Origin of the sequence: Kibdelosporangium aridum, from assembly GCF_900176515.1 — a bacterium.
Taxonomy (GTDB): domain Bacteria; phylum Actinomycetota; class Actinomycetes; order Mycobacteriales; family Pseudonocardiaceae; genus Kibdelosporangium; species Kibdelosporangium aridum.
The window spans coordinates 396,607-417,465 of the sequence record NZ_FWXV01000011.1; the positions used below are offsets into that span (position 1 = coordinate 396,607).

General features: G+C 66.0%; 23 protein-coding genes. 11 read left to right on the forward strand and 12 right to left on the reverse strand.

Translation table 11 applies throughout. The features are described from left to right. Window positions 1-3: 3 nt before the first annotated feature. Window positions 4-1,026: a S1C family serine protease gene (locus tag B9C43_RS44515; protein WP_084433392.1), complete on the forward strand. Its 1,023-nt coding sequence runs from the start codon at window positions 4-6 to the stop codon at window positions 1,024-1,026. Between the two features lie 31 nt (window positions 1,027-1,057). Here B9C43_RS44515 and B9C43_RS44520 read toward each other — a convergent pair whose 3' ends face one another. Further along, window positions 1,058-1,870: an SAM-dependent methyltransferase gene (locus B9C43_RS44520; protein WP_084433393.1), complete on the reverse strand. Its 813-nt coding sequence runs from the start codon at window positions 1,868-1,870 to the stop codon at window positions 1,058-1,060. Between the two features lie 165 nt (window positions 1,871-2,035). Between B9C43_RS44520 and B9C43_RS44525 the strand changes: the two genes are divergently transcribed. The 3 genes from B9C43_RS44525 (at window position 2,036) to B9C43_RS44535 (ending at window position 5,454) form a co-directional block, all read left to right on the forward strand. Continuing rightward, the gene (locus B9C43_RS44525) at window positions 2,036-3,355 is read left to right on the forward strand and encodes a cytochrome P450 (protein WP_033383881.1); all 1,320 of its coding nucleotides are present in this window, start codon (window positions 2,036-2,038) and stop codon (window positions 3,353-3,355) included. 94 nt (window positions 3,356-3,449) lie between these two features. Continuing rightward, window positions 3,450-4,445 carry an alpha/beta hydrolase gene (locus tag B9C43_RS44530; protein WP_084433394.1) on the forward strand — a complete coding sequence of 332 codons (996 nt, stop codon included), beginning with the start codon at window positions 3,450-3,452 and terminating at the stop codon, window positions 4,443-4,445. Window positions 4,446-4,557: 112 nt separating this feature from the next. Beyond that, window positions 4,558-5,454 carry an AraC family transcriptional regulator gene (locus tag B9C43_RS44535; RefSeq protein ID WP_084433395.1) on the forward strand — a complete coding sequence of 299 codons (897 nt, stop codon included), beginning with the start codon at window positions 4,558-4,560 and terminating at the stop codon, window positions 5,452-5,454. A 47-nt stretch (window positions 5,455-5,501) separates the two neighbouring features. Here B9C43_RS44535 and B9C43_RS44540 read toward each other — a convergent pair whose 3' ends face one another. The 4 genes from B9C43_RS44540 to B9C43_RS44555 all read right to left on the reverse strand — a co-directional run bounded on the left by B9C43_RS44540 (window position 5,502) and on the right by B9C43_RS44555 (window position 9,287). Next, window positions 5,502-6,530 (reverse strand): aldo/keto reductase, encoded by a 1,029-nt coding sequence (locus B9C43_RS44540; RefSeq protein WP_033383885.1) that lies wholly within the window; start codon window positions 6,528-6,530, stop codon window positions 5,502-5,504. A gap of 190 nt (window positions 6,531-6,720) precedes the next feature. After that, window positions 6,721-7,359 carry a class I SAM-dependent methyltransferase gene (locus tag B9C43_RS44545; RefSeq protein WP_084433396.1) on the reverse strand — a complete coding sequence of 213 codons (639 nt, stop codon included), beginning with the start codon at window positions 7,357-7,359 and terminating at the stop codon, window positions 6,721-6,723. Continuing rightward, a complete protein-coding gene (locus B9C43_RS44550; RefSeq protein WP_200825972.1) occupies window positions 7,359-8,072 on the reverse strand; it encodes a TetR/AcrR family transcriptional regulator in 714 nt (237 codons plus the stop codon). The genes B9C43_RS44545 and B9C43_RS44550 overlap by 1 nt, the downstream gene beginning before the upstream one ends. A gap of 42 nt (window positions 8,073-8,114) precedes the next feature. Continuing rightward, window positions 8,115-9,287 carry a cytochrome P450 gene (locus B9C43_RS44555; RefSeq protein WP_084433398.1) on the reverse strand — a complete coding sequence of 391 codons (1,173 nt, stop codon included), beginning with the start codon at window positions 9,285-9,287 and terminating at the stop codon, window positions 8,115-8,117. Window positions 9,288-9,376: 89 nt separating this feature from the next. Between B9C43_RS44555 and B9C43_RS44560 the strand changes: the two genes are divergently transcribed. Beyond that, entirely contained in the window at window positions 9,377-9,970 is a 594-nt protein-coding gene (locus B9C43_RS44560) for a TetR/AcrR family transcriptional regulator (RefSeq protein WP_051895372.1), read from the forward strand. Window positions 9,971-10,032: 62 nt separating this feature from the next. Here B9C43_RS44560 and B9C43_RS44565 read toward each other — a convergent pair whose 3' ends face one another. After that, window positions 10,033-10,422, reverse strand: coding sequence for an ArsR/SmtB family transcription factor (locus B9C43_RS44565; protein WP_033382979.1), 390 nt, complete (start codon window positions 10,420-10,422; stop codon window positions 10,033-10,035). A gap of 69 nt (window positions 10,423-10,491) precedes the next feature. On the opposite strand from B9C43_RS44565, the gene arsM reads away from it, so the two are divergent. Continuing rightward, entirely contained in the window at window positions 10,492-11,373 is an 882-nt protein-coding gene (gene arsM / locus B9C43_RS44570) for an arsenite methyltransferase (protein ID WP_084433399.1), read from the forward strand. A 70-nt stretch (window positions 11,374-11,443) separates the two neighbouring features. Here arsM and B9C43_RS44575 read toward each other — a convergent pair whose 3' ends face one another. Then, a complete protein-coding gene (locus tag B9C43_RS44575) occupies window positions 11,444-12,760 on the reverse strand; it encodes an FAD-dependent oxidoreductase (RefSeq protein ID WP_084433400.1) in 1,317 nt (438 codons plus the stop codon). 98 nt (window positions 12,761-12,858) lie between these two features. Between B9C43_RS44575 and B9C43_RS44580 the strand changes: the two genes are divergently transcribed. Beyond that, the gene (locus B9C43_RS44580; protein ID WP_084433401.1) at window positions 12,859-13,692 is read left to right on the forward strand and encodes a helix-turn-helix domain-containing GNAT family N-acetyltransferase; all 834 of its coding nucleotides are present in this window, start codon (window positions 12,859-12,861) and stop codon (window positions 13,690-13,692) included. Between the two features lie 122 nt (window positions 13,693-13,814). On the opposite strand, the gene B9C43_RS44585 is transcribed toward B9C43_RS44580, so the two are convergent. Beyond that, window positions 13,815-14,660 carry an endonuclease/exonuclease/phosphatase family protein gene (locus B9C43_RS44585; RefSeq protein WP_084433402.1) on the reverse strand — a complete coding sequence of 282 codons (846 nt, stop codon included), beginning with the start codon at window positions 14,658-14,660 and terminating at the stop codon, window positions 13,815-13,817. Between the two features lie 193 nt (window positions 14,661-14,853). Here B9C43_RS44585 and B9C43_RS44590 point away from each other — a divergent pair, with 193 nt between their 5' ends. Together B9C43_RS44590 and B9C43_RS44595 are read left to right on the forward strand one after the other, a co-directional pair. Continuing rightward, entirely contained in the window at window positions 14,854-15,099 is a 246-nt protein-coding gene (locus B9C43_RS44590) for a hypothetical protein (RefSeq protein WP_033382986.1), read from the forward strand. After that, window positions 15,099-15,461 (forward strand): hypothetical protein, encoded by a 363-nt coding sequence (locus tag B9C43_RS44595; RefSeq protein WP_033382987.1) that lies wholly within the window; start codon window positions 15,099-15,101, stop codon window positions 15,459-15,461. Before B9C43_RS44590 ends, B9C43_RS44595 begins: the two co-directional genes overlap by 1 nt. 7 nt (window positions 15,462-15,468) lie before the next feature. Here B9C43_RS44595 and B9C43_RS44600 read toward each other — a convergent pair whose 3' ends face one another. After that, complete coding sequence (locus tag B9C43_RS44600; protein WP_084433403.1) at window positions 15,469-16,362, reverse strand: LysR family transcriptional regulator; 894 nt, start codon at window positions 16,360-16,362, stop codon at window positions 15,469-15,471. 83 nt (window positions 16,363-16,445) lie between these two features. Between B9C43_RS44600 and B9C43_RS44605 the strand changes: the two genes are divergently transcribed. Then, a complete protein-coding gene (locus tag B9C43_RS44605) occupies window positions 16,446-17,687 on the forward strand; it encodes an MFS transporter (RefSeq protein WP_084433404.1) in 1,242 nt (413 codons plus the stop codon). Between the two features lie 92 nt (window positions 17,688-17,779). Next, window positions 17,780-18,193, forward strand: coding sequence for a PPOX class F420-dependent oxidoreductase (locus B9C43_RS44610; RefSeq protein WP_084433501.1), 414 nt, complete (start codon window positions 17,780-17,782; stop codon window positions 18,191-18,193). A gap of 46 nt (window positions 18,194-18,239) precedes the next feature. On the opposite strand, the gene B9C43_RS44615 is transcribed toward B9C43_RS44610, so the two are convergent. The 3 genes from B9C43_RS44615 to B9C43_RS44625 form a co-directional block, all read right to left on the reverse strand. Then, window positions 18,240-19,247: a hypothetical protein gene (locus tag B9C43_RS44615; protein WP_084433405.1), complete on the reverse strand. Its 1,008-nt coding sequence runs from the start codon at window positions 19,245-19,247 to the stop codon at window positions 18,240-18,242. A 77-nt stretch (window positions 19,248-19,324) separates the two neighbouring features. Then, window positions 19,325-20,053, reverse strand: coding sequence for a hypothetical protein (locus B9C43_RS44620; RefSeq protein WP_143447035.1), 729 nt, complete (start codon window positions 20,051-20,053; stop codon window positions 19,325-19,327). Continuing rightward, window positions 20,050-20,385, reverse strand: coding sequence for a PadR family transcriptional regulator (locus tag B9C43_RS44625; RefSeq protein WP_084433407.1), 336 nt, complete (start codon window positions 20,383-20,385; stop codon window positions 20,050-20,052). The genes B9C43_RS44620 and B9C43_RS44625 overlap by 4 nt, the downstream gene beginning before the upstream one ends. Window positions 20,386-20,859 lie beyond the last annotated feature (474 nt).

The window sequence follows — 20,859 nt, forward strand, 5'->3', positions numbered from 1 at the left end:
GATATGACCGAGACACGTTGGATCAGTGCTGCGCTGTTGGCGGCGGTCATAGCGACGTCGGCGTGCACAACCGGACAGGACGCCGTGCAGCCGCCGCGTGAACCAGTGGCCACCGCTCCGGCACCGCCTGCGCCGGACGCCGGCCTGGCAGATGTGGTGGACCGGATCGCGCCGAGTGTGGTGACCGTTCAGGTCGGTGAGGGTGGCGGCAGTGGCGTGGTGATGCGGCCCGATGTGGTGGTGACCAACCAGCACGTTGTCGGTCAACAGCGCGAAGTGCTCATCGCATACGCCGACGGCGGGCGCTCACCAGGCACAGTGCTGGCAACCGACACGGTCACCGACCTGGCCGTGGTCCGCACCGAACGCAAGAACCTGCCGGTTGCCGAATTCCGGACAACACTCCCCCGGCCCGGCGAACCCGCTGTGGCGATCGGAAGCCCGCTCGGTTTCCAGAACTCGGTGACCGCGGGGATCATCTCCGGTCTGCACCGCGAGATCCCCGGCTCGGGCAGCCGGACCCAGTCACTGGTGGATCTCATCCAGACCGACGCGGCGATCTCCCCCGGCAACTCAGGCGGAGCGTTGCTCGACTCGCTCGGCCGCGTTGTGGGCATCAACGAGGCGTACATCCCACCCACCGCGGGTGCTGTGTCCCTTGGTTTCGCGATTCCCTCGGCGACGGTTCTGAACGTCGCTGAGCAGTTGTTGGCCGACGGCACCGCGACACACCCATACCTCGGCGTGTCACTTGGGCGCCTGACACCGGACATCCAGCAACGACTCGGCGTCCGCACCGACCACGGCGCACTGGTGATGAACGTCGACCAGACAGGCCCAGCCGCCACCAGCGGACTACGCATCGGCGATGTGATCGTGCAGTTCGCCGGTCAAGAGATCCGCACAGTCGAGGATCTACTGTCCGCGCTGCGCCAGACAAAGCCTGGCGGCAAAGCGCCCGCAACCGTTGTCCAGGGCGAGACTCGCAAGCAAATTGAGCTGACCATCGGTTCACGGACCGGCTGAACCTCAGCACGGTCCGTGCATGACGTGGGGTCTATGGCTTTCGGGCGATGCCCGCGTAGGACAACTGGTTCATCTCAGCGTCCTTGGCCAGGTCGCCAGGGCCGGCGGGGCGCCAGTTCCCGGTGGCGACCAGGCCGGGCTCGATGAGCTCGAAATCGCCGAACATGGCGGCGATTTCTTCGTAAGCGCGCGGGAAAACGTTGCCGTCGGCCCGGCTGCGGTTGACGATCCCGGCGACGTCGCTGATCTTGTCTTGCTGGGCGTCGGCCGTCATGTGCGTGATCGCCAGGTAGCTACCGGATGGCGCCGCGTCACGGTAGCGGGCCAACAGGCCGATCGAGTCGTCCGGAACCCAATGCAGCACAAGCAAGAACAACAAGCCGATCGGCTCGTCGAAGTTCAACAGCCGCCGCACCTGCGAACTGTTGAGAATGCTGTCCGGATCACGGAAGTCGGCGTGCACGATGTCGGCTCGGTCGTTGGCCGCGAGCATCAACTCGCTGTGGGCGACCGCGACCCGCTCGCGGTCGACGTACACCACGCGGCACTCCGGGTCGGCGTGCTGCGCTACCTCGTGCACGTTGCCGACGGTCGGGATGCCCGACCCGACGTCCAGGAACTGGCGCACTCCCTGAGAGATCATGAACCGCACGGCACGCCCGAGGAACGCCCGGTTGATCCTCGCGGCCTCCTGGATCCCCGGTACGGCCTGTTTCACCTTCTCGGCCATCACGCGGTCGACTTCGAAGTTGTGCGCACCGCCGAGCAGGAAGTCGTATGTGCGCGCTCCGCTCGGCTGGGTCTCGTCGACGTTCGGGGGGATCCATTCCGACCGAGTTGTCATGGCACATCCATTTCACGAGCTAGACAGACAGGAGAGCATACCGATTCGGGCAGGCTGATCGAATAGGCCCAGTCTGGTGAGCAGAGCCACCCGATCGGGTGCTGTCCAGATCGACCGAATAGCCCCTACTGTGGACCGTCCGTTCCGCTCGACGAGGAGAGAGGAATGCCGGTCCCTGTTGCGCCCGGCCGTTTGCCGCTCCTAGGTCACACACCCGCATTGTTACGGCGGCGATACGAGTTCACCTCCACACTGCGCGACTACGGCGACCTCGTGAAGATTTACCTCGGACCCATTCCCGCGTATTTCGTGACCAGCCCGAAGCTGACCCGCCAGATCCTCACGACGGACTCAGCGAGTTTCCGGAAAGGGGCGATGTTCGACAAGTTCCGACCTTTTGTCGGCAACGGCCTGGTCACCTCGAATGGCGCCTTCCATCTGCGGCAACGACGATTGATCCAACCGGCGTTCCATCGCGACCGCATCGCGGACTACGCACAGACGATGCAGAAGACGGTGGACGAGTTCACCGGATCATGGCAGCCGGGCCAGGTCCGGGAAGTGAACGACGACATGCAGCAGCTCGCGATGACCATCGTCGGGCGGGCGCTGTTCGCCACGGAACTGGGCCGCTCCGCGATCGACCAGGCCCGCGAGTCGCTGCCCATCGTGGTCAGCCACGGCATGAAACGCGCGCTGGCACCCGCGTTCCTGGGAAAACTGTTCCTGCGCGGCAATCGGAGGTTCGATCGGGCCGTCAGTGACATGCGCACGGTTGTCAACGACGTCATCGCGGACTGGCGAGCCACCGGCACCGACCAGGGTGACTTGCTGTCGATGCTGCTGATGGCCCGTGACGACAGCGGCAAGGGCATGACCGACCAAGAGGTCTACGACGAGGTGGTCACGCTGCTCAGCGCCGGGATCGAGACCAGCGCCCTGGCACTGGCGTGGCTGTTTCACGAGATCGGCAGGCATCCCGAGGTCGAGCAGCGGCTGCACGACGAAGTCGACGAGGTACTGGCTGGACGGCCGGTCGGCATCGAGGACCTCCCCCGGCTGACCTACACGCAGCAGGTCATCAACGAGGTGCTGCGGATGTACCCGATCTGGATCCTGATGCGCCGCACCACCCTGCCTGTCGAGTTGGACGGCACCCAACTGCCTGCGGACACCGAGGTCACCATCAGCCCGCACGCGCTGCACTTCGATCCGCGGTCGTTCCCCGACCCGCACCGTTTCGACCCCGGCCGGTGGTCACCAGAACGGGCCAAGGACATTCCCGACGGGGCGTTCATCCCGTTCAGCGCCGGCAACCGCAAATGCATCGGTTACACCTTCGCCCAGACCGAAATGGCGATCACACTGGCCACGATCGCCGCCCGTTGGCGACTCAAACCGCTGCCGGACAAGCCTGTCAAAGTGAAATACACCTCGACGGCTTACCCGATCAGACTGTCGATGACAGCAGTACCCCGAGACTGAAAAACCCGTCCACTCTCTCCTGGAAGGTCATCCTGTCGTGCGCTGGTTCCACAATGGACAAAAACGTGCCCGTCTCCGCCGCATATGCGCGATCATGCTCACCGTGATCGCGGCCGGAGCGGTGACCACGCCGCACGTGCAAGCATCCAGTACGGCATGTCAGGAAATGCAGTTCCCGGTGTCTGTCGCCGGGCTGCCGTACACCATGGCCGGAACACTGTGCACACCAGCCACGAGTGGGGGCACCGTTCAGGTTTTGATTCCTGGCGGGTTCTACAACCGCTCATACTGGGACATCTCAGTCGAACCGCAGATCAGGTCCTTCCGCCGTGCGATGAACAACGCCGGATACGCCACACTGACCATCGACCGGCTCGGCACCGGCCGAAGTTCCACACCACCGAGCGTCCTGCTGACGGCAATAGCCCAGGCCGGTGCGGTGCACCAAGTCGTGCAGGCGCTGCGCTCGGGCAGCGAAGGGCCGCGGTTCGACAAGGTGATCCTGGGAGGCCACTCGCTCGGCTCGGCGATCGCGGTCATCGAGGCGGCCACCTACCGCGACGTGGACGGCGTGCTCGTGACCGGAATGGCACACCGCTTGAACGCCACCGGCATCATCCCGATCTTCGCCACCTTCGTCCCGGCCGCGCTCGACCCGAAGTTCAGCGCCAAAACACTCGACCTCGGCTATCTGACCACCATGCCAGGCACCCGGTTCGACTCACTGCACAAGCCGGGACCGTTCAACGCGGCGGTCGCCACGTTCGAGGAGTCCACAAAGGACGTCGCGGCGCCCACTGAACTGGTCGACGCCGCACTGCTGGGCACCGTCACCCCGTTCACCCGTCTCGTCGACGTGCCAGTGCTTTCGGTCATGGCGTCGAACGATCCGACGTTCTGCGGCTTGCTGGCCACCGACTGCAGCTCGTCCGAGGCCCTGCGACGGTCCGAGCAGCTGTTCTACTCACCGGCAGCACAACTGCAGACCTTTGTGGTGCGCGGATATGGACACTCGTTCAACTTCGCACCGAACGCTCCCGAATACCACAACGTCGTCGCCCGATGGGCGCAGAGCACAGTGGGCGCCTGATTACCCGCAAGTCACGCTCTGGTACCTCGGTGTGGAATGAGAATCAACAAAGCAGGATCCTCATTCCACACCGATGCGGCAAATACCGCGGACTTGTGCTGCAATCGCAGGTATGTCCTTGGACGAGCTACGCGACTTGCTGCAACGGCATGCACGACCCGATCTGACCACCGCCATCGACGGCGTGCGGATCTGCCGCTTCGAGCACACCTCTTCGCCGGAGTCCTCGATGTCCGGTACGTCACTGGCCATCGTTGCCCAGGGCAGCAAACGGTTGGCGCTGGGCGATCAGGTGTACGACTACGGCGTCGGCCAATACCTCATCGCCTCGGTCGATCTCCCCGTGACGGGCCACGTCCTGGACGCCACTGTGGACAAACCCACGCTGGGTTTCGGGATGTCACTGGAACCGGCTGCCATCGCGGAACTCCTGCTGCAGGTCGAGGCCGAGGATCTGCCACGCCCCGCCGGCACTGTCCGCCCGGGCATCGCGGTCAGCCAAGCCCCGGAGGACTTGCTCGATGCCGTCGTCCGGCTGCTGCGCCTACTGGACCGGCCACGGGATCGCAAGGCACTTGTGCCAGTGTTCAAGCGGGAGATCCTGTGGCGGCTGCTGACCGGGGAGCAGGGCGATGCTGTGCGGCAACTCGGCCTCACCGACTCCAGCCTGAGCCACATCTCCCGGGCCGTGCGGTGGATCCGGGAGAACTACACCCGGCCGTTCCGGGTCGAAGACGTGGCACGGCTGTCCGGGATGAGCGTGTCCGCCTTCCACCGGCAGTTCCACGCGGTCACCGCGATGAGCCCGATCCAGTTCCAGAAGCACATCCGGCTCCAGTCAGCCAGGTTGCTACTGGCCAACAACCCCAACGACATCACCGGCGTGAGCTACAGCGTCGGATACGACAGCCCATCCCAGTTCAGCCGGGAATACCGGCGCCTGTTCGGCGCACCGCCCAGTCAAGACGCAGTACGCATGCGAGATCGCGTGGGCGCCGCCCTGCCCTGATGATCGAACGCCGAAGCCAGGTTCACCCTCGCACTCGCTCCGCGCGGCTACGCGGCGGAACGTTCGACGACGGGCCGACGGCGCAGACCCACGTTCGCGATGGCCGGTGGCGTGTAGGCCACGTTGTTCGGGCCGGCTTCGGTGCCAGGTGGCGCTATTTCGTCAATACGGTCGAGGATCTCGTCGTCCAACGTGACATCGGCACCAGCGAGCAGGTCGTCGAGTTGCGCCATGGTGCGCGGCCCGATGATCGCCGAGGTGACCCCGGGATGCGCGATGACGAACGCCATCGCGAGGTGCGTCAGCGGCATGCCCGCCTTCTCGGCCAAGGGGATGAGCTGTTCGACCACTTCGAGCTTGCCGTCATGGTCGAAATGCACCGGCATCAGGCCCGAGCGATGGGTCCTGTTGTCCTGTCCCTTGCGGATCCGGCCGGTGAGCAGGCCCTGCGCCAGCGGGCTCCACACCAGCGTGCCCATCCCGTATCGCTGGGTGACCGGCAGCACTTCCTGTTCAATGATCCGGTTGACGATGGAGTACGGCGGCTGTTCGGTACGGAAGCGCTCGAAACCACGCTTCTCCGACACCCACTGCGCCTCGACGATCTCCGACGCCGGGAACGTGGACGAGCCGATCGCCCGCACCTTGCCGCTGCGGATCAAGTCGGTCAGCGCGGAGAGCGTCTCCTCCACATCGACTGTCGGATCTGGACGGTGCACCTGGTAGAGGTCGATGTGGTCGGTCTGCAAGCGGCGCAACGAATCCTCGACGGCCCGCATCAGCCAGCGACGCGAGTTGCCCCGGCGGTTCGGGTCGTCGCCCATCGGCAGACTGGCCTTTGTGGCGAGCACGACGTCGTCGCGACGGCCCTTGAGTGCTTGGCCGACGATGACTTCGGACTCACCCGCGGAGTACACGTCGGCGGTGTCGACGAAGTTGATCCCAGCGTCGAGTGCTTTGTGGATGATCCGGATCGACTCGTCGTGGTCGGTGTTGCCCATGGCACCGAACATCATGGCGCCCAAGGCATACGGACTGACCTTCATGCCAGTGCGCCCCAATGTGCGGTATTTCATCTTGTTCTCCTGTTCGGGGCTGACGCTGTCCGCCCCTTTGCCGTACTGGAAAAGCTCTGCTCTTCAAGCAAAGCAAGGGCGCCGCCGACGGGCTAGCAACATCGTCTCGCCCGCTTGCACAATCCTCTCGAACCAGCGGTGAGGGCATGCTCGAGTGGCGTCTCGCCGGCCTGCCGGTGGCGAGGTGAGCTCAGTTGCCTGCTGCGGCGGGCTTCGTGGCGGCCACCCGCTCCACCATGCCGGCCTTGAGCCGCTCCTGCCGATGGACGACGAACCCGGCCTGTTCGACCAGCGGCAGCGGGCGTCGGGTCTGGTAGTCGCCCAGCATCCGCACGGTCAGCTTCTCGACCAGCCACTGTCCGAAGTAGATCAACCGATGATGGCTGCCGACGTGGTCGAGCAGCAGCAGTGTCCCGTTAGGACGCAATACCCGGTGCATCTCCGCGATGGCCGCACGTTCATCCGGGAACCCGCACAACCCAAGGGTGCACACCACGGTGTCGAATGACGCGTCCGGGAACGGCAGCGCCTGTGCGTCCCCTTGGCGCAGGTCGATCTCCCGGCCGAGTTCGGCAGCCCGAGCGCGAGCCAGCTCCAGCATCGCTTGACTGAAGTCCACTCCGGTCAACCGCACGTCAGCCGGGTAGAGCGCGAGGTTCAAACCGGTGCCGACAGCCACTTCCAGGACCTCGCCACGGGCTTGCGAACAGACCCATTCGCGCCCGCCACGGAACTGCATCCGTTCGAAGAAGCTGATAGCGCGGTCGTACCTGGGCGCGTACTCGTCCCACTTCGCCCGTAATCGATCGGCATTGACGTCCTTGCTCATCACGTTCGCCCTCTCGTCGATACCAATCCGTGGGTAAGCAGCCCAGCCAGTGTGGCGGCCATGGTGTCCGGCGGTGGCAGTTCGCGATCACCGGCGGGATCCCAGTGCAAGTGCACCGCCCACAACACGCAGGTCTCCAGGATCGTGCGCGCCACCACCGGTCCCGGGCCGGGAAGCCGAACCACTCCAGTGGCCGCGCGCCGCGCCAGATAGTCGGTCAACGCGCTGACCAGCCCCGACCGGCCCGTTCCGAACCACACCTCACCGAGTTCCGGCAGCTCAGGGGCGCACCGGTCGACCAACTTGATGCTCACCCGATGCCGCGCGAGCCGTTGGTACAAGTCGGTGATGATGCCGGTGAGCTCATCCGCAACCGGCTGACGCCTACGTCCCGCCATTGCCTTCACCAAGCGCAACTCGGCGACCTCTCGCCCGAGCCGCTCAGTCACCAGTGCCGCCAGTTCTCCCGCAGCGAGGGCCGGTACCGGCAGCTCGGACAACCCTGGCGGCTGCTCCACGCCGTCGGCGTAACGCACCACGGCCGCCAGCAAGGCGGCCTTGTTCTCCACATACCCGTACAGCGTTCCTTTCGCCACCCCCAACGCATCCGCGACATCCTGCATCTGCGTGCGCTGAAAACCGTGCGCGATGAACGTCTCGGCCGCCGCCGACATCAACCGCGGAAAGAACTCCGCCGACCGAACCCTGGGCACGCCATCAGAATAAATGACCGACTCGGTCAGTCAAGGGGCCAATCACCACAGCACCGGAACTTCGACCGGACCGCCGGTCAGCACGTCGCGGCGCATGGCCAACTCCTGCACGTCGACGGCCAGCTGCAAGGTCGGGAACCGCATGGCGAGTTGCGTGAACACAACCTGTAACTCGATACGAGCCAACGGCGCTCCGATGCAATAGCGGGCGCCATGGCCGAAAGTGAGGTGGTTGGCAGCCGGGCGGGCAATGTCGACCTGATCCGGTTCGGCGAAGACAGCAGGGTCGTGGTTGGCCGCGCCGTTGTCGAGGATCACGAGGTCACCAGCCCGCACCCGGACACCGTCGATCTCCAGATCGGTCCTGGCGTAGCGGGGAATCCCGCCGCCCTTGCCAGACGCCCGGAGCAACTCCTCGACCGCGCCGGGGACCAATCCCGGGTCGTTCACCAATGCCCGCCACTGCTCAGGACTGGCAAGCAACAGCAGGACGCCCATGCCGATCTGCACCACCGTGGTCTCATGGCCAGCAAGCAGCAACGCCATGGACAACCCAGCGGCTTCGACGTCCGACACGTCCTCAGTGGCACACAGCCGGGAGATCACGTCGTCACCAGGACCCGCCCGCTTGTGAGCGACCAGCTTCTGGCCGTACTCGAACAACGAGCCCAAGCCTTGCTCGGAACGGGCACGGTCGCGAGTGTTGACCGCGTCGTCAGTCCAGGCCTGGAACTGGTCACGGTCCTCGTACGGCACCCCGAGCAGTTCGCAGATCACCAGAATCGGCAGCGGCAGCGCCATGGCGGCCTGCAGGTCCGCGGGCGACCCTTGTTCGGCCAGCTCGTCCAGCAGCCCTGTGGCCAAGGCTTCCACTCTGGGACGCAAGGCCCGCATACGTTTCGGCGAGAAGTGCGGCTGCAACAGCGACCGCATCCGCGCATGATCCGCCTGTTCGGTGGCGAAGTTCCCCAGTGGTCCACCGAACAACGCCGAATCGCCCATTCGAGCCGCGGTCTCCGGTACCGGATGCCCACGGCCGAGCCGGTCGTCGTCCAGTAAACGCCGCACCTGCGCGTGGCCGGTGACCAGCCACGCCTCGTCCCCGACCGCGGTACGAACCCGATGGACCGCGCCTTGGGACTGCAACTCACGCAGCCGAGGCGCGACACGCAACGGGTCTACCCGCTCGAACGGCAACTGCACCGGAGCGTTCATCCCGACCTCCGTCGTTACAGATCACTTGTACAAGAAGTCTTAAACAAGCTACTTGTATAGTCTGCCTTAAACAAGAGGAGGTTGGCGCGATGGCGACGGACCGGCGGTCCACCACGGATGTGGAGCGTGTCCGGCGCATGCCCCGCGCCGAACGGCGCGAACAGATCCTCGACGCGGCCACCCGCGCGTTCGCCCGCACCGGGTTCACTGCCACCAGCCTCGACGACGTGGCCGCCGAAGCAGGCGTCACCCACGTGATCCTCTACCGCCACTTCGCGTCCAAAAGCGACCTTTACCGGGCGGTGCTCGACCGCGCCTGCACCCGGCTCGGCGAGGCCGTCGGAACCGAGAACTACGACGAGAGCAGCCTTCCGGCGCTGCTCCGCGCCGCCGCCGCCGATCCCGACGGGTTCCGCCTACTGTTCCGCCACGCGGCAAGGGAACCGGAGTTCCGCGACATCACCGACACAATCCGATGGGACTCAACCGACATCGCCCACCGCCACATCGCCGAAGCAATTCCCGACGGCCCATGGCAAAACTGGGCGGCCCAAGTGATCCCCGCCCTCACGCTTGAATCCGTCATCGCCTGGCTGGACACCGGCCAACCCGACCCCGACCGTGCCGCCGAACGCATCGGCCGCGCCATCGCGGGCATCATCGAAGCGGCCCGCGTTGACTGATCCACGCAGCGGCCCCGAAGTGGTCTGACCCCCAAGCCTTTCCGATGGCACAACAGTCGAGGTCAGGAAGCGACTTCTTCGGGCTGCCGCGACCATTCGCTGGCCGGACGGGAAAGCAACGCGGCGAGCTTGTCCGTGGTTTCGGGCAGCAGCCAGTAGTAGACCCAGGTACCGCGGCGTTCGGAGTCGACCAGTCCGGCCTGGCGCAGCAGCTTGAGGTGGTGGGAGATCGTCGGCTGGGACAGGTCGAACGCCGGCGTCAGTTCGCACACGCAGACCCCGGTGTCGGCCTGCGCGGCGGCGATCATCGACAGCAGCCGTAGGCGGACCGGGTCACCGAGTGCTTTGAAGACGGCGGCCAGATCGGTCGCTTGGTCCTCGTCGAGGGGTGCGGACTGCAGGCTCGTGCAGCACGAGGCGGTCTGCGCGATCGGCAGCTCCTGTTTCGACATGTCTCTATATTGACAGCCTTCGATGAGAGCGGCAACATTCATCGAAGAACGTCGATACAAGGAGCTGTGATGTCTGAATCCACCGATCTTCGTGAAGTCGTCCGGTCCCGGTATGCCGCCGCCGCGATCAAGGTCACCGAAGGCGGAAGCGGCTGTTGCGGACCGGAGGCCGTCGAGGTCGACGAGAACTTCGGGTCGGCTCTGTACTCCGTGTCAGAGCGGGACGCGTTGCCCGCGGAGGCGATCGCCGCCTCGTTGGGCTGCGGGAATCCGACCGCGGTCGCGGAGTTGCGCAAGGGTGAGCGTGTGCTGGACCTCGGATCTGGCGGTGGGATCGATGTGTTGTTGTCGGCTCGCCGGGTCGGCCCGACCGGCAAGGCCTATGGGCTGGACATGACCGACGAGATGCTCGCGCTCGCACTGGCGAACAAGGCGAAGGCGGGCGCGCAGAACGTCGAGTTCCTGAAGGGCACGATCGAGGCGATTCCGTTGCCCAGCAACACCATCGACGTGGTGATCTCGAACTGTGTGATCAACCTGTCGACCGACAAGCCTGCGGTGTTCGCCGAGACCTTCCGCGTACTGGCGCCCGGCGGACGGTTCGGCGTATCGGACATCATCGCCGACGACGACCTGACCGCGGAGCAGCGAGCCGAACGCGGCTCGTATGTCGCATGCATCGCCGGGGCCTTGAGCTTCAGCGAGTACCGCGAAGGCCTGCAGGCAGCCGGGTTCACCGACATCGAGATCACCGCGACCCATCAGGTCGCCGACTCGATGCACTCAGCGATCATCCGCGCCGTAAAGCCGGTAACCGCCGTCAACGCGACGACAGCCGGGAGTTCGTGTTGCGGGGTCAGCGCCTGCTGCACCCCCGCCGAGCAGTCCGTGGATACGAACAAGACGGTCGAGCAGGCGAAGGCCGACGCGGGCTGCGGCTGCCAGGAGTGACTTGCCGACAGCAACGCCGCGGCGCAGCCCGGTAATGGTGCGCCGCGGCAGTGACGTCACTCATGTGGCTCTAGTTCGGAGCACCGACAGACAACGTGACGGGCTGCGCACCGACCGTGCCGCAACAACCGCCATCAGCGTCCTCTGCAGGTTGGTCGAACACCCCGGCCCCGCCGCAGACGCCAGTCTCAGGCAGAACCAACTCCACGCGTTCGGCTGACGCCCGGTCGCCCGCGATCGCCGCCACCACACTGCGCACCTGCTCGTATCCGGTCATCGCGAGGAACGTCGGTGCGCGGCCATAGCTCTTCATGCCGACCAAGTACACATTCGGCTCCGGGTGGCTCAACTCCTTGACACCATGCGGATACACCGTGCCGCAGGAATGCACGTTCGGGTCGATCAACGGCGCCAGTGCGACCGGTGCCTGCAGCGTCGCGTCCAACTCCAGCCGCAACTCCGACAGCCACGACAAGTCCGGCCGGAATCCAGTCAGCACAACGACTTCGTCCACAGGGTCGAGCCGATGCCCATCCTGCGACGTAAGCACCAGCCCGTCCGCGGTCTGCTCCACCTCCGCAGTCCGGAAGCCAGTCACGGTGTCGACGTAACCAGCGCGAGCATGCGCCTGAGCCAACTGCCCCAAAGCACCTCGTGCCGGAAGCTGATCCGCATTTCCACCACCGAACACGTTCCCCACCGCACCACGCCGCAACAACCACACGACCTTCGTGCCCTGCACCTGCTCCGCCAACTGCCCCAACGCAACCAGCGCGGTCAGCGCAGAATGTCCGCTGCCAGCGACCACGATCCGCTTCCCCGCATACCGCGCCCGCACATCCGCATCGCTCAGATCCGGCACTCGGTAGGTGATCCGCTCCGCCGCAGCCACCTCGCCCACCGCGGGGAGCCCGTCTCCGCCGAGAGGGTTCGGCGTCGACCACGTTCCCGACGCGTCGATCACCGCCCGCGCCGTGATCCGCTCGTCCCCCGCGTGCACGGTCAACGGCTCGGAGTCCCGGCCCGCGTCCACCACCCGGTCACGGCCCCGGCGCGCGACGCCCGTGACCTGCGTGTTGAACCGAACCCGTTCGCCCAAGGCCTTGGCCAAGGGCTGCAGATACAACTGCGCCCACTGCTGTCCCGTCGGATAGACCTCCGGGTCCGGCCGCTGCCAGCCGGTCGATTCCAACAGCCGGGCAGCCGCCGGGTCGACGAGTTCCGACCAGGCCGAGAACAACCGAACGTGATGCCACTGAGCCACTGCGGCACCCGCCACCGGGCCCGCTTCCAGTACCAACGGCTCCAATCCACGTTCCACAAGATGCGCCGCCGCAGCCAAACCAGCAGGCCCAGCCCCCACAACGACAACCGGCAAGTGCTCCACCGGAGCCTCCCTTTATCGAAGAACATCGATCCAACAGGAGGCAATGTATCGACCGTCATCGATTGACGCAACCATCGATCGTCATCGATACTGTCCGCATGACGACGCTGGAAGCCCCGGTGCTGCCGGAACAGGAAGCCGCTACTTACGCCAGTTGGTTCGCCTGCCTGGCCGAGCCAACCCGGGTCCGGCTGCTGCACACCGTCGCCACCTCCACCGGCGATGTCACCGTCGGCGACCTCACCGAGGCGCTGGGCATCAGCCAGTCGACCTGCTCGCACCACGTGCGCAAACTCGCCGAAGTCGGCTTCCTGCAGATCCGCAAAGCGGGCACCACCACCCTGATCTCGGTCAACCCGGCCTGCTGCACCGGACTTCCGCACGCGGCCGACGCTGTCATGGGAATACTGGCGCCCCGCCCGTGCTGCCCGGCCGACGTCCCAGCGGACGTCACCGTCCGAGCACTGCGACCCTCCGACTGGACCGCGGTTCGCCGCATCTACGCCGAAGGCATCGCCACCGGCAACGCCACCTTCGAAACAGACGTCCCCAGCCGGAAGTCCCTGGACGCCAAGTGGCTGCCAGACCACCGCTGGGTCGCCGAAATCGACGGCCACGTCGCCGGCTGGGCCGCCCTCGCACCGGTGTCCACACGCGAGTGCTACTCCGGCGTCGCCGAGAACTCCATCTACGTCGGCGAGGACTACCGCGGTCAAGGAGTTGGCAAAGCCCTGATCCGCCAACAAGTCCGCGCCGCCGACGACGCAGGCCTCTGGACCCTGCAAACCTCGATCTTCCCGGAGAACCGCGCCAGCCTGGCCCTGCACCACTCCGCGGGCTTCCGCACCCTCGGCGTACGGGAACGCATCGCCCAGCACCACGGCAAGTGGCGCGACACCGTCTTCATCGAACGCAGAAACACCACCGTCTGACAGGGACAACCCTGTCCCGACGGCACCCGTGAACACGTCGACAGCGTCATCCAGGCCACCGGACACCGCGCCGACCTCAGCTACCCCACCGACCTCGGCGCCCCGATGGAGCCGGAAACCCACTACACCGCAAGGGAATCTCCACCATCCACACGCGATCCGTGGAGCCGGATCCTCGGCGCGAGGTGATCGGACAAGAAGCTGGTGCCGCTGTCCAGGTGTACCGGTTCGGCGAGGATCAGGTCGGCGCTCGTCACCGGCTGGCCGGACACCAGCAGGTAGTCGATGCGGTTGGCCGTTCGTCCGGCGGGCAGGTATTCGGCTCGGTAGGTGGGCTGATCGGTGAGCGCGAAGGGGTCATGCCAGGCCCCGTTGTCGACGATGAGCGGATACAGCGGGCTGGTGCTGGCGATGTTGAAGTCGCCACCGAGCACCGACAACGGCGCGGTGTGGGCGCCGGCGGTGCGCATCGCGTCATGGACGATGCGCACCTGCTGCCGGTGTATGCGGTGGTGACGGTTGGCCTGCGACCAGTCGCCGTCGCGATTGGCGGTCAGTTGAGTGTTGCCCAGCACGAGTTTGCCGTCAGCCGTCCGCACGGTGAGCACTCCCTGCAGTCGGCAGCTCACGGCGGATTTCCCACGAAAGACCGGGTTTCCGTTGCCGGGACGTGTCTTGGTGAAGGCGGTGTACGTCGGTGCGCACAGCGAGCGGCGGGAGAACACCGCGAGCCCACCCGCGGGTTGACCAGCCAAGCCTGGCCTACAGGCAACGTGAGGCAGGGACGGCAAACGGGCGCCGATGAACCGCAGCAGCGAACGAGTCCACACCTCCTGCAGCAACAGGACGTCCACGTCCAGGTCCGTCAAGCGGCGGCAGAACTCGACCGCCCTGCTCCGGGCGGGCGCGCCTCGGGAGCGAAGGCCGACGAAGACATTGAGCGACACCACATCCAGCGTCGTCGTCATCGATCCTCCGGACGGAATGCAGGTGGCACCACTCGGCAAAGAACGCGGGCAATGCTATCGATCGGGCATGACCGCCAGAACTGGAACAATCCTCGGCGAGTACCACCAAGCCGCCTGGCCCCGGCAAGCGCAGGGACCGGTCCCCGACGACCTCCCTAACCTGGCCACTCGCAACGCCAAGTCAAGGAGCGCCATGTCCAAGCGGCTGTTCACAGCCCTCGCGCTCGTGCTCGTCGCGGGCTGCTCGTCGAACCCACCAACGGTGTGCAGCGGCGGCTTCTGCACGGGTCCGGCGCACACCTACACGACCTGGGACGACCTCGTCTTCATCTTCACGACGGTTGGCGTCGTCCCGGTCCCCCCAGGAACCGCGGATGGGCCTGCCCGGATCGTCAAGCCCATCAGGCCCGTCTCACCACGCCTGCCGGGAGGATTCTGATGATTCTCACGATCGCGCGCGTGATCATGGTCTGCCAAGCGGTGGCATCCCTCGGGGTCTGGGTGGGCCAGCTCCAGGACACCTTTTCCCGTATGGACCACAACCAGGACGTCTATCCGCAGGCCGTCCTCGTGGACATTCTCAACCCGTTGATCGCAGTGGCCCTGCTCGCCGGCGCGATCTTCCTTGGCTCGCGGCCGTGGGCGCGTCCACTCTCCCTGACGATGGAGTACGTCGGCATCATCAGCGCGCTCGTCAACGTGGTCACCGGCTTCTACCAGGCTGGTGTCGCGATCGCGGTGGCCGTGGCGGTGATCGTGCTGATCCGCCGGTCGGACCGAGTGCCGCAAGTTCAGTCGTAGCCGACCGCTACATCTGCTTGGCAAGACCGCGCGCGACGTCCATGGCGATCTCCCGTGTCCGGATCGCGAGTGGGGACTCGGTGCGCCCGGCAGGCCAGTACAGGGACAACTCGCGGGACGGTGACGGCTTCAGCCGGTGGATGCTGAGCTGGTCGTCGGACCAGGCATCGTGTCCGTACAGGGCAAGCCATGGCAGTACCGCCCAGCCGATACCCACCCGCACCATCGACAGGAGGGTTTCGTGGCCCGCGGTGCGGAACACGAACCGTGGCTGCGCGCCGGCGCGGGCGAGCGCCCGCTCCAGCCATCTCTGGTGATAGGTCGGCGGCCAGGCCACCATCGGAGCATCGTCGAGCAGCTTCGCCTGCACCGGACCATCTGGGAGCGCGCCTGCTCCCGCCACCAAGAGGTATGACTCGTCGAAAAGCTTGACGTGCTCGACGTCGCCTTCGACCGGGCCGTCGTGGAACACCAGGTCGCGATCCCCGATCCGGGTGTCCTCCGGTTTCACGTCGGACAGCCTGATGTCGCAGCCGGGATGCTCGTCCAGCAGCCGGCGTATGACGACCGGCAGGATCAGGTTCGACACGCCAGGGAAGGTGCCGATGTCGATCCGGCCGTTGCCCGCCCGGAAACGATCGACGGCGTCGGTCAGCGCCTCAGCCTTCGCCAGCAGATCGCGGCCATGGGCCAGGACCACCTCACCGAGCGGCGTGATCCGGACGGGCTTCGGCCCGCCGGGCCGGTCGAAGACTGGGCCGCCGACGGCCTTCTCCAGCGCGGCGATCTGCTGGCTCACCGACGATTGGGTGTAGCCGAGCCGGGCGGCCGCGTGCCCGAAGGTTCCTTCCTCGGCGATCGCGGCCAAGGTCCGCAGGTAACGCAGTTCAATATCCGCCACGGGATCTAGCATAAGCGATAGCGATCGATTCAATCAGAAATCATCGCTTTTCGTAATGCATGCGCGAACCTAGCGTGGTTGCCATGACGACATCGAGCACGATCAACCCGGCAGCCACGGCAATCCCGAGCCAGCCGCGCCTGGGGCTGCCGAAACTGGTCTGGGCCCTGGCAGCCACGCACTTCGTCGGCAGGGCCGGGGGTGTGGTGCGGTCGTTTCTCGTGCTGTATCTGACGCAGGCACAGCATCTCTCGCCTGCGACCGCGGGCGCCGTGGTCGCGGCTGTCGGTCTGGGCGACATCGGATCCCAGTTGCTCGGTGGCTGGTTGGGCGACCGGATCGGCCGGCGCAACACGATGCTGGTGGGTTTCGTGGGTGCCGCTGTGGCACTCGCCGCGCTCGGCTCAGCGGATTCGATGCCCGAGATCTGGGCGGCCGCCGTCGGTGTCGGGCTGACGATCGAGCTGTTCCGCCCGGCCGGTTCGGCCGCGGTGGCTGATCTGCCCGCGCAGCAACGGATCCGTGCGTTCGGGTTGCTTTACTGGGCGGCCAACCTCGGCTTCTCGGTCGCCACGGTCACGGCCGGGATCTTGGCCAAGTACGGATACGGGCTGCTGTTCTGGATCAATGTGGTGGCCTCGCTCGCCGCGGCGCTGATCGTCTGGCGTCTGGTGCCGGAAACCCGCCCGGCCGGGTCGATGCGCACGCGGCAGGCGCTGCTGCCTGTTCTGCTGCGTGACCGGTTGATGATCGCGATGATGGCGATCCACGTCGGCTACTTCACGCTGTTCCTGCAGACGTTCACGACGTTGCCGCTGCTGATGACGGCCGACGGTCTTGGTCCCGCGACGTACGGCGCGGTGTTGGCGCTGAACGGGATCGCTATCGTGGTTCTGCAGCCGTTGGCGGTCCGGCTGCTCGCTGGCCGCAACGCCTACGCGGTGTCGGCCGTTTCGATGCTGCTGGTCGGAGTTGGCGCCGCGCTCGGCGCCATCAGCCACGGCACCGCTGGCTTCGCCGGATCGGTCGTGATCTGGACCCTCGGCCAGATCGGTATCGCCGTCCGGTTCGGCGACACGTTCGCCGACCTCGCACCGGCCGAGCTGCGTGGCAGGTACATGGGCCTCGCCTCGACCACCTGGAGCATCGGCGCGGTGATCGGTCCGCTGGCCGGAACCGCGCTGCTCGACCTGGCCGGACCCACCGTCCTCGGATCGGTGTGCGCGATCGGTGGGATCGCACTCTTCGCCGCACAGCGGGCGCTCGCACCAGCACTGCGCCGCCGGACCGCGGCACAAGACGAACCAGGCCCGTCTGTCCGATGAGGACAGTCCTGTTCGGAACAACCGGATGGACTGCGGCCACCGGCCCAACGGGAAATCGCACGATCGAAATGAAAGGAACCACCATGGCGACAATGACCGACAACCAATGGCGATCCTTCGTCACAACGGGAACAAAGCTCGCCCACATAGCCCTCACCCGCCCCGACGGACGACCCCACGTGACCCCTGTGTGCTTCATCCTGGACGGCCACGAACTCGCCTTCGCCCTGTCGCCTGGGAGCGTCAAAGGCAAGAGCCTGGCTCGTGACCAGCGCATCGCGGTTTGCGTCAGCGATGAGCAGCAACCCTACAGTTTCGTGACCATCGAAGGACTCGCACAACTGTCTGCCGAACCGGACCAGGTCAAACGCATCGCCGCGGGCATAGCCAACCGTTATTACCCATCACAGCCCTTGGATGCGTTGGTTGAGTCATTCGTACAGGAAGGCTTCACCGCAGTTCGGATAAGCGTCACCAACGTCATCGCCCGGACCGGCCTAGGCTGACACGTCCGAAGCCCGAGCGTGAGCGACGGATGTCCCGCTGTGTGGCTCAGGTCGGGTTGAGGGGGATGTGTACTCGGACATCGTGGAGTCCGGCGAGGGGCCAGGCCACTATCAGGTCGAGCAGGTCGTCGTGCGGGCGGTTCAGTGTGAACTCCTGGAGGCAGGAGAAGGTCTGGTTGCCGCCGGAGGAGGTGCTGTCACCCGGTCGGATCCAGAGGGCCTCGTGTCCTTGGATGACTGCCACGGAGGCGCCAGGGCCCGTTGCTCGGATCTGGGCTGGGTCGTCCAACGCACCTGACGTTGGTCGCGGAGGGGGAAACGCATGGGCGTTGACCGCGTCCGCGGAATCTCCCTTGGCAATGCTGAGCAGTTCCATGGACAGCATCGAGTTCATGGCGGTCAGTCGAGTGAGCACGACGGCGACGCGGTGATCGCGGCGGTGCAGCACTCGGGGTGGCGCGACGTTCGTACCTGCTTCGATGGCCGGCGAGCCGTGGCCACGGTCGGCATGATGGGTGACCCCTTCTGGCACAGGACGAATGTCCAGTGGTGCTTGCCAAATCGAGGTTGTGGCTCGCTCGACGGTGGTCCGGTCGGGTAGCGGCACGGTGATGACTGTTTCCGGGAAGCCGATCTCCGGCCATGCGAGCACGAGCGATATCTCGTCGAATGTCGGTGGAAGCCGGAACACCGCCCGGTAGGTGGGACCGGACGTGCCAAGGAAGTAGTCACCGTCGCTCGAGGAGCAGGACGTAGCGAATTCCCACTGCGCGTGGCCAGCGTGATCGAGCCAGCCGACGCGCAGGTCAACGCCCTCATCGTAAGCCGGCAGCAACCGGCGGGACGCGACTGCCGGCTGGCTCGAGAGCCCGTCGCGGATATCCCGCTGCCGTTCGGCCGCACTACGACGATCCAGCGGACGGCGGGCCAGCAGTTCGATCTCCAAAGCCGACAGCCCGGACACCGCACGCACGACACCAACAGTCAGTTCCGGTCGACGCACCAGCAAGCCACCGGAATGTGCCACAGCACCCAGGCTTTCAGTCGTGTCCACGCACTACCATCCCATGCCAGGTCGGTCATCTGGGCACGTGACCGACGCGAGGACAGGCAACCCTGTCGGCGAGCAGGTCAGCCTTTTGTGGATGTCGGTTGGCCTTGTGGCTCCCCGCCACCGGAGTCTCGGCGGGGCAACAGGCCCCCAACCGCGCCGAGCAGGGCGACGACGGCGGTCACCAACAGCAACCAGCCGAAGCTGAGGTCCATGTTCCATGCCGCGCTTAGGGTCCACAACAGCATTGCGAACGGAATCGTTGCCAGCAGTACCACCCGCGAGCGTTGCGCCGGCCACCACCGCCATGCCGCGGCGGCTCCCAACCCGACGCAGATCACGAGGTCGACGACGAGAAGCCCGCCAGTCGCCAGCGAATAAGCGAGCAGCACGCCGCAGACGACCAACGTGATGCGACGGGAGCCGAGGATCCAAGCCACTGCGGCGGCAAGCCGAAGCAGAGCGGGGATCAGCAGCGCGAGGGCCACGTTTCGGATGGGAAACTGACTGCCGAGACTGACCGTTATCGCGCCGGTGCTGATCCGGTAAGCGGTGGCGGCGGCTTCTGTGCTGACCGCGACGATGAACGCCGTCAACAGCAGGGATGCCGCGCCGGGCAGGCGAAGCCGCGACGCGAGGCCGACCACGCCGACGGCTTGCCGGAGACTGGGGCGGGCGCGACCTGGGTCGAGGTCGAGCAGCAACCCGAGGAGTTCTTCACCACGGGCGGCTCGGTGATCAGCGGGCAACAGGCGCAACAGGCGGCGGTAGCGCCGTTCCAGTGGCCCCATCGGCTCCGACGGGCTCATCCGATCAGCCCGAGCCGGGCACGCCGAGCGAGGCGGCGCTTGGCCGCACGGGACTGGATGATCATCCGCTGTGTCTCGGCCTCCACCGCAGCCGCACCCGCGTCTGTCAGACGGTAGTAACGGCGCAGCCGGCCGTTCTCCACCTCGTCGCGTTCAGGCTGGACGAGGCCACGGTTGGCCAGGCGCTCCAGCGCCGCGTAGAGCGTGCTCGCCCGGAGCTGAATCCGATTCTCCGACATCGCCGCGACCTCCGTCACCAACCCGTACCCGTGCCGGGGCTGGTCGGCGAGCGCCGCGAGAATCAAGAACGACTGTTCGCTCATGGAATCCATGATCGGAGCATATACCATCTCGCGGTATATGCCATCGACAGGAGCGGGACTGCTTCCCGACGGTGAAGGTCACCACGCCGAGATCGTCCTAATAGGAGTAAGCGCCTATGTCAGAACCCTGATCGTGGGTCCCGGACATGGGATGGGCGGCTGCTCATGCCGACTCCGACCATCGCACCGACGGCGATGCCGAGGATCAGCGCGCCGATAGTCGCAGGCCAGTGCCGGCGTTGCACTTCCGGCTTGGATTTGTGCGTGTGTCGCATGGTGGCCCTATCTCCAAGGCCGGTTGTCGCCCTGGTTGAGCCCACCCGTCCCGGGGTCACCGGAAACGAACAGGCTCAACCGAAAGACAGGGGTCACGACCACGCCGAAGCACTCGGCACGCCCCGCATGAGCGCCATCGGCGTGACAACCGCCGAGGCTGCTCGATGGCCATGGCAGCCGGTGGGGCACGATGAACTCGCTCCGAGC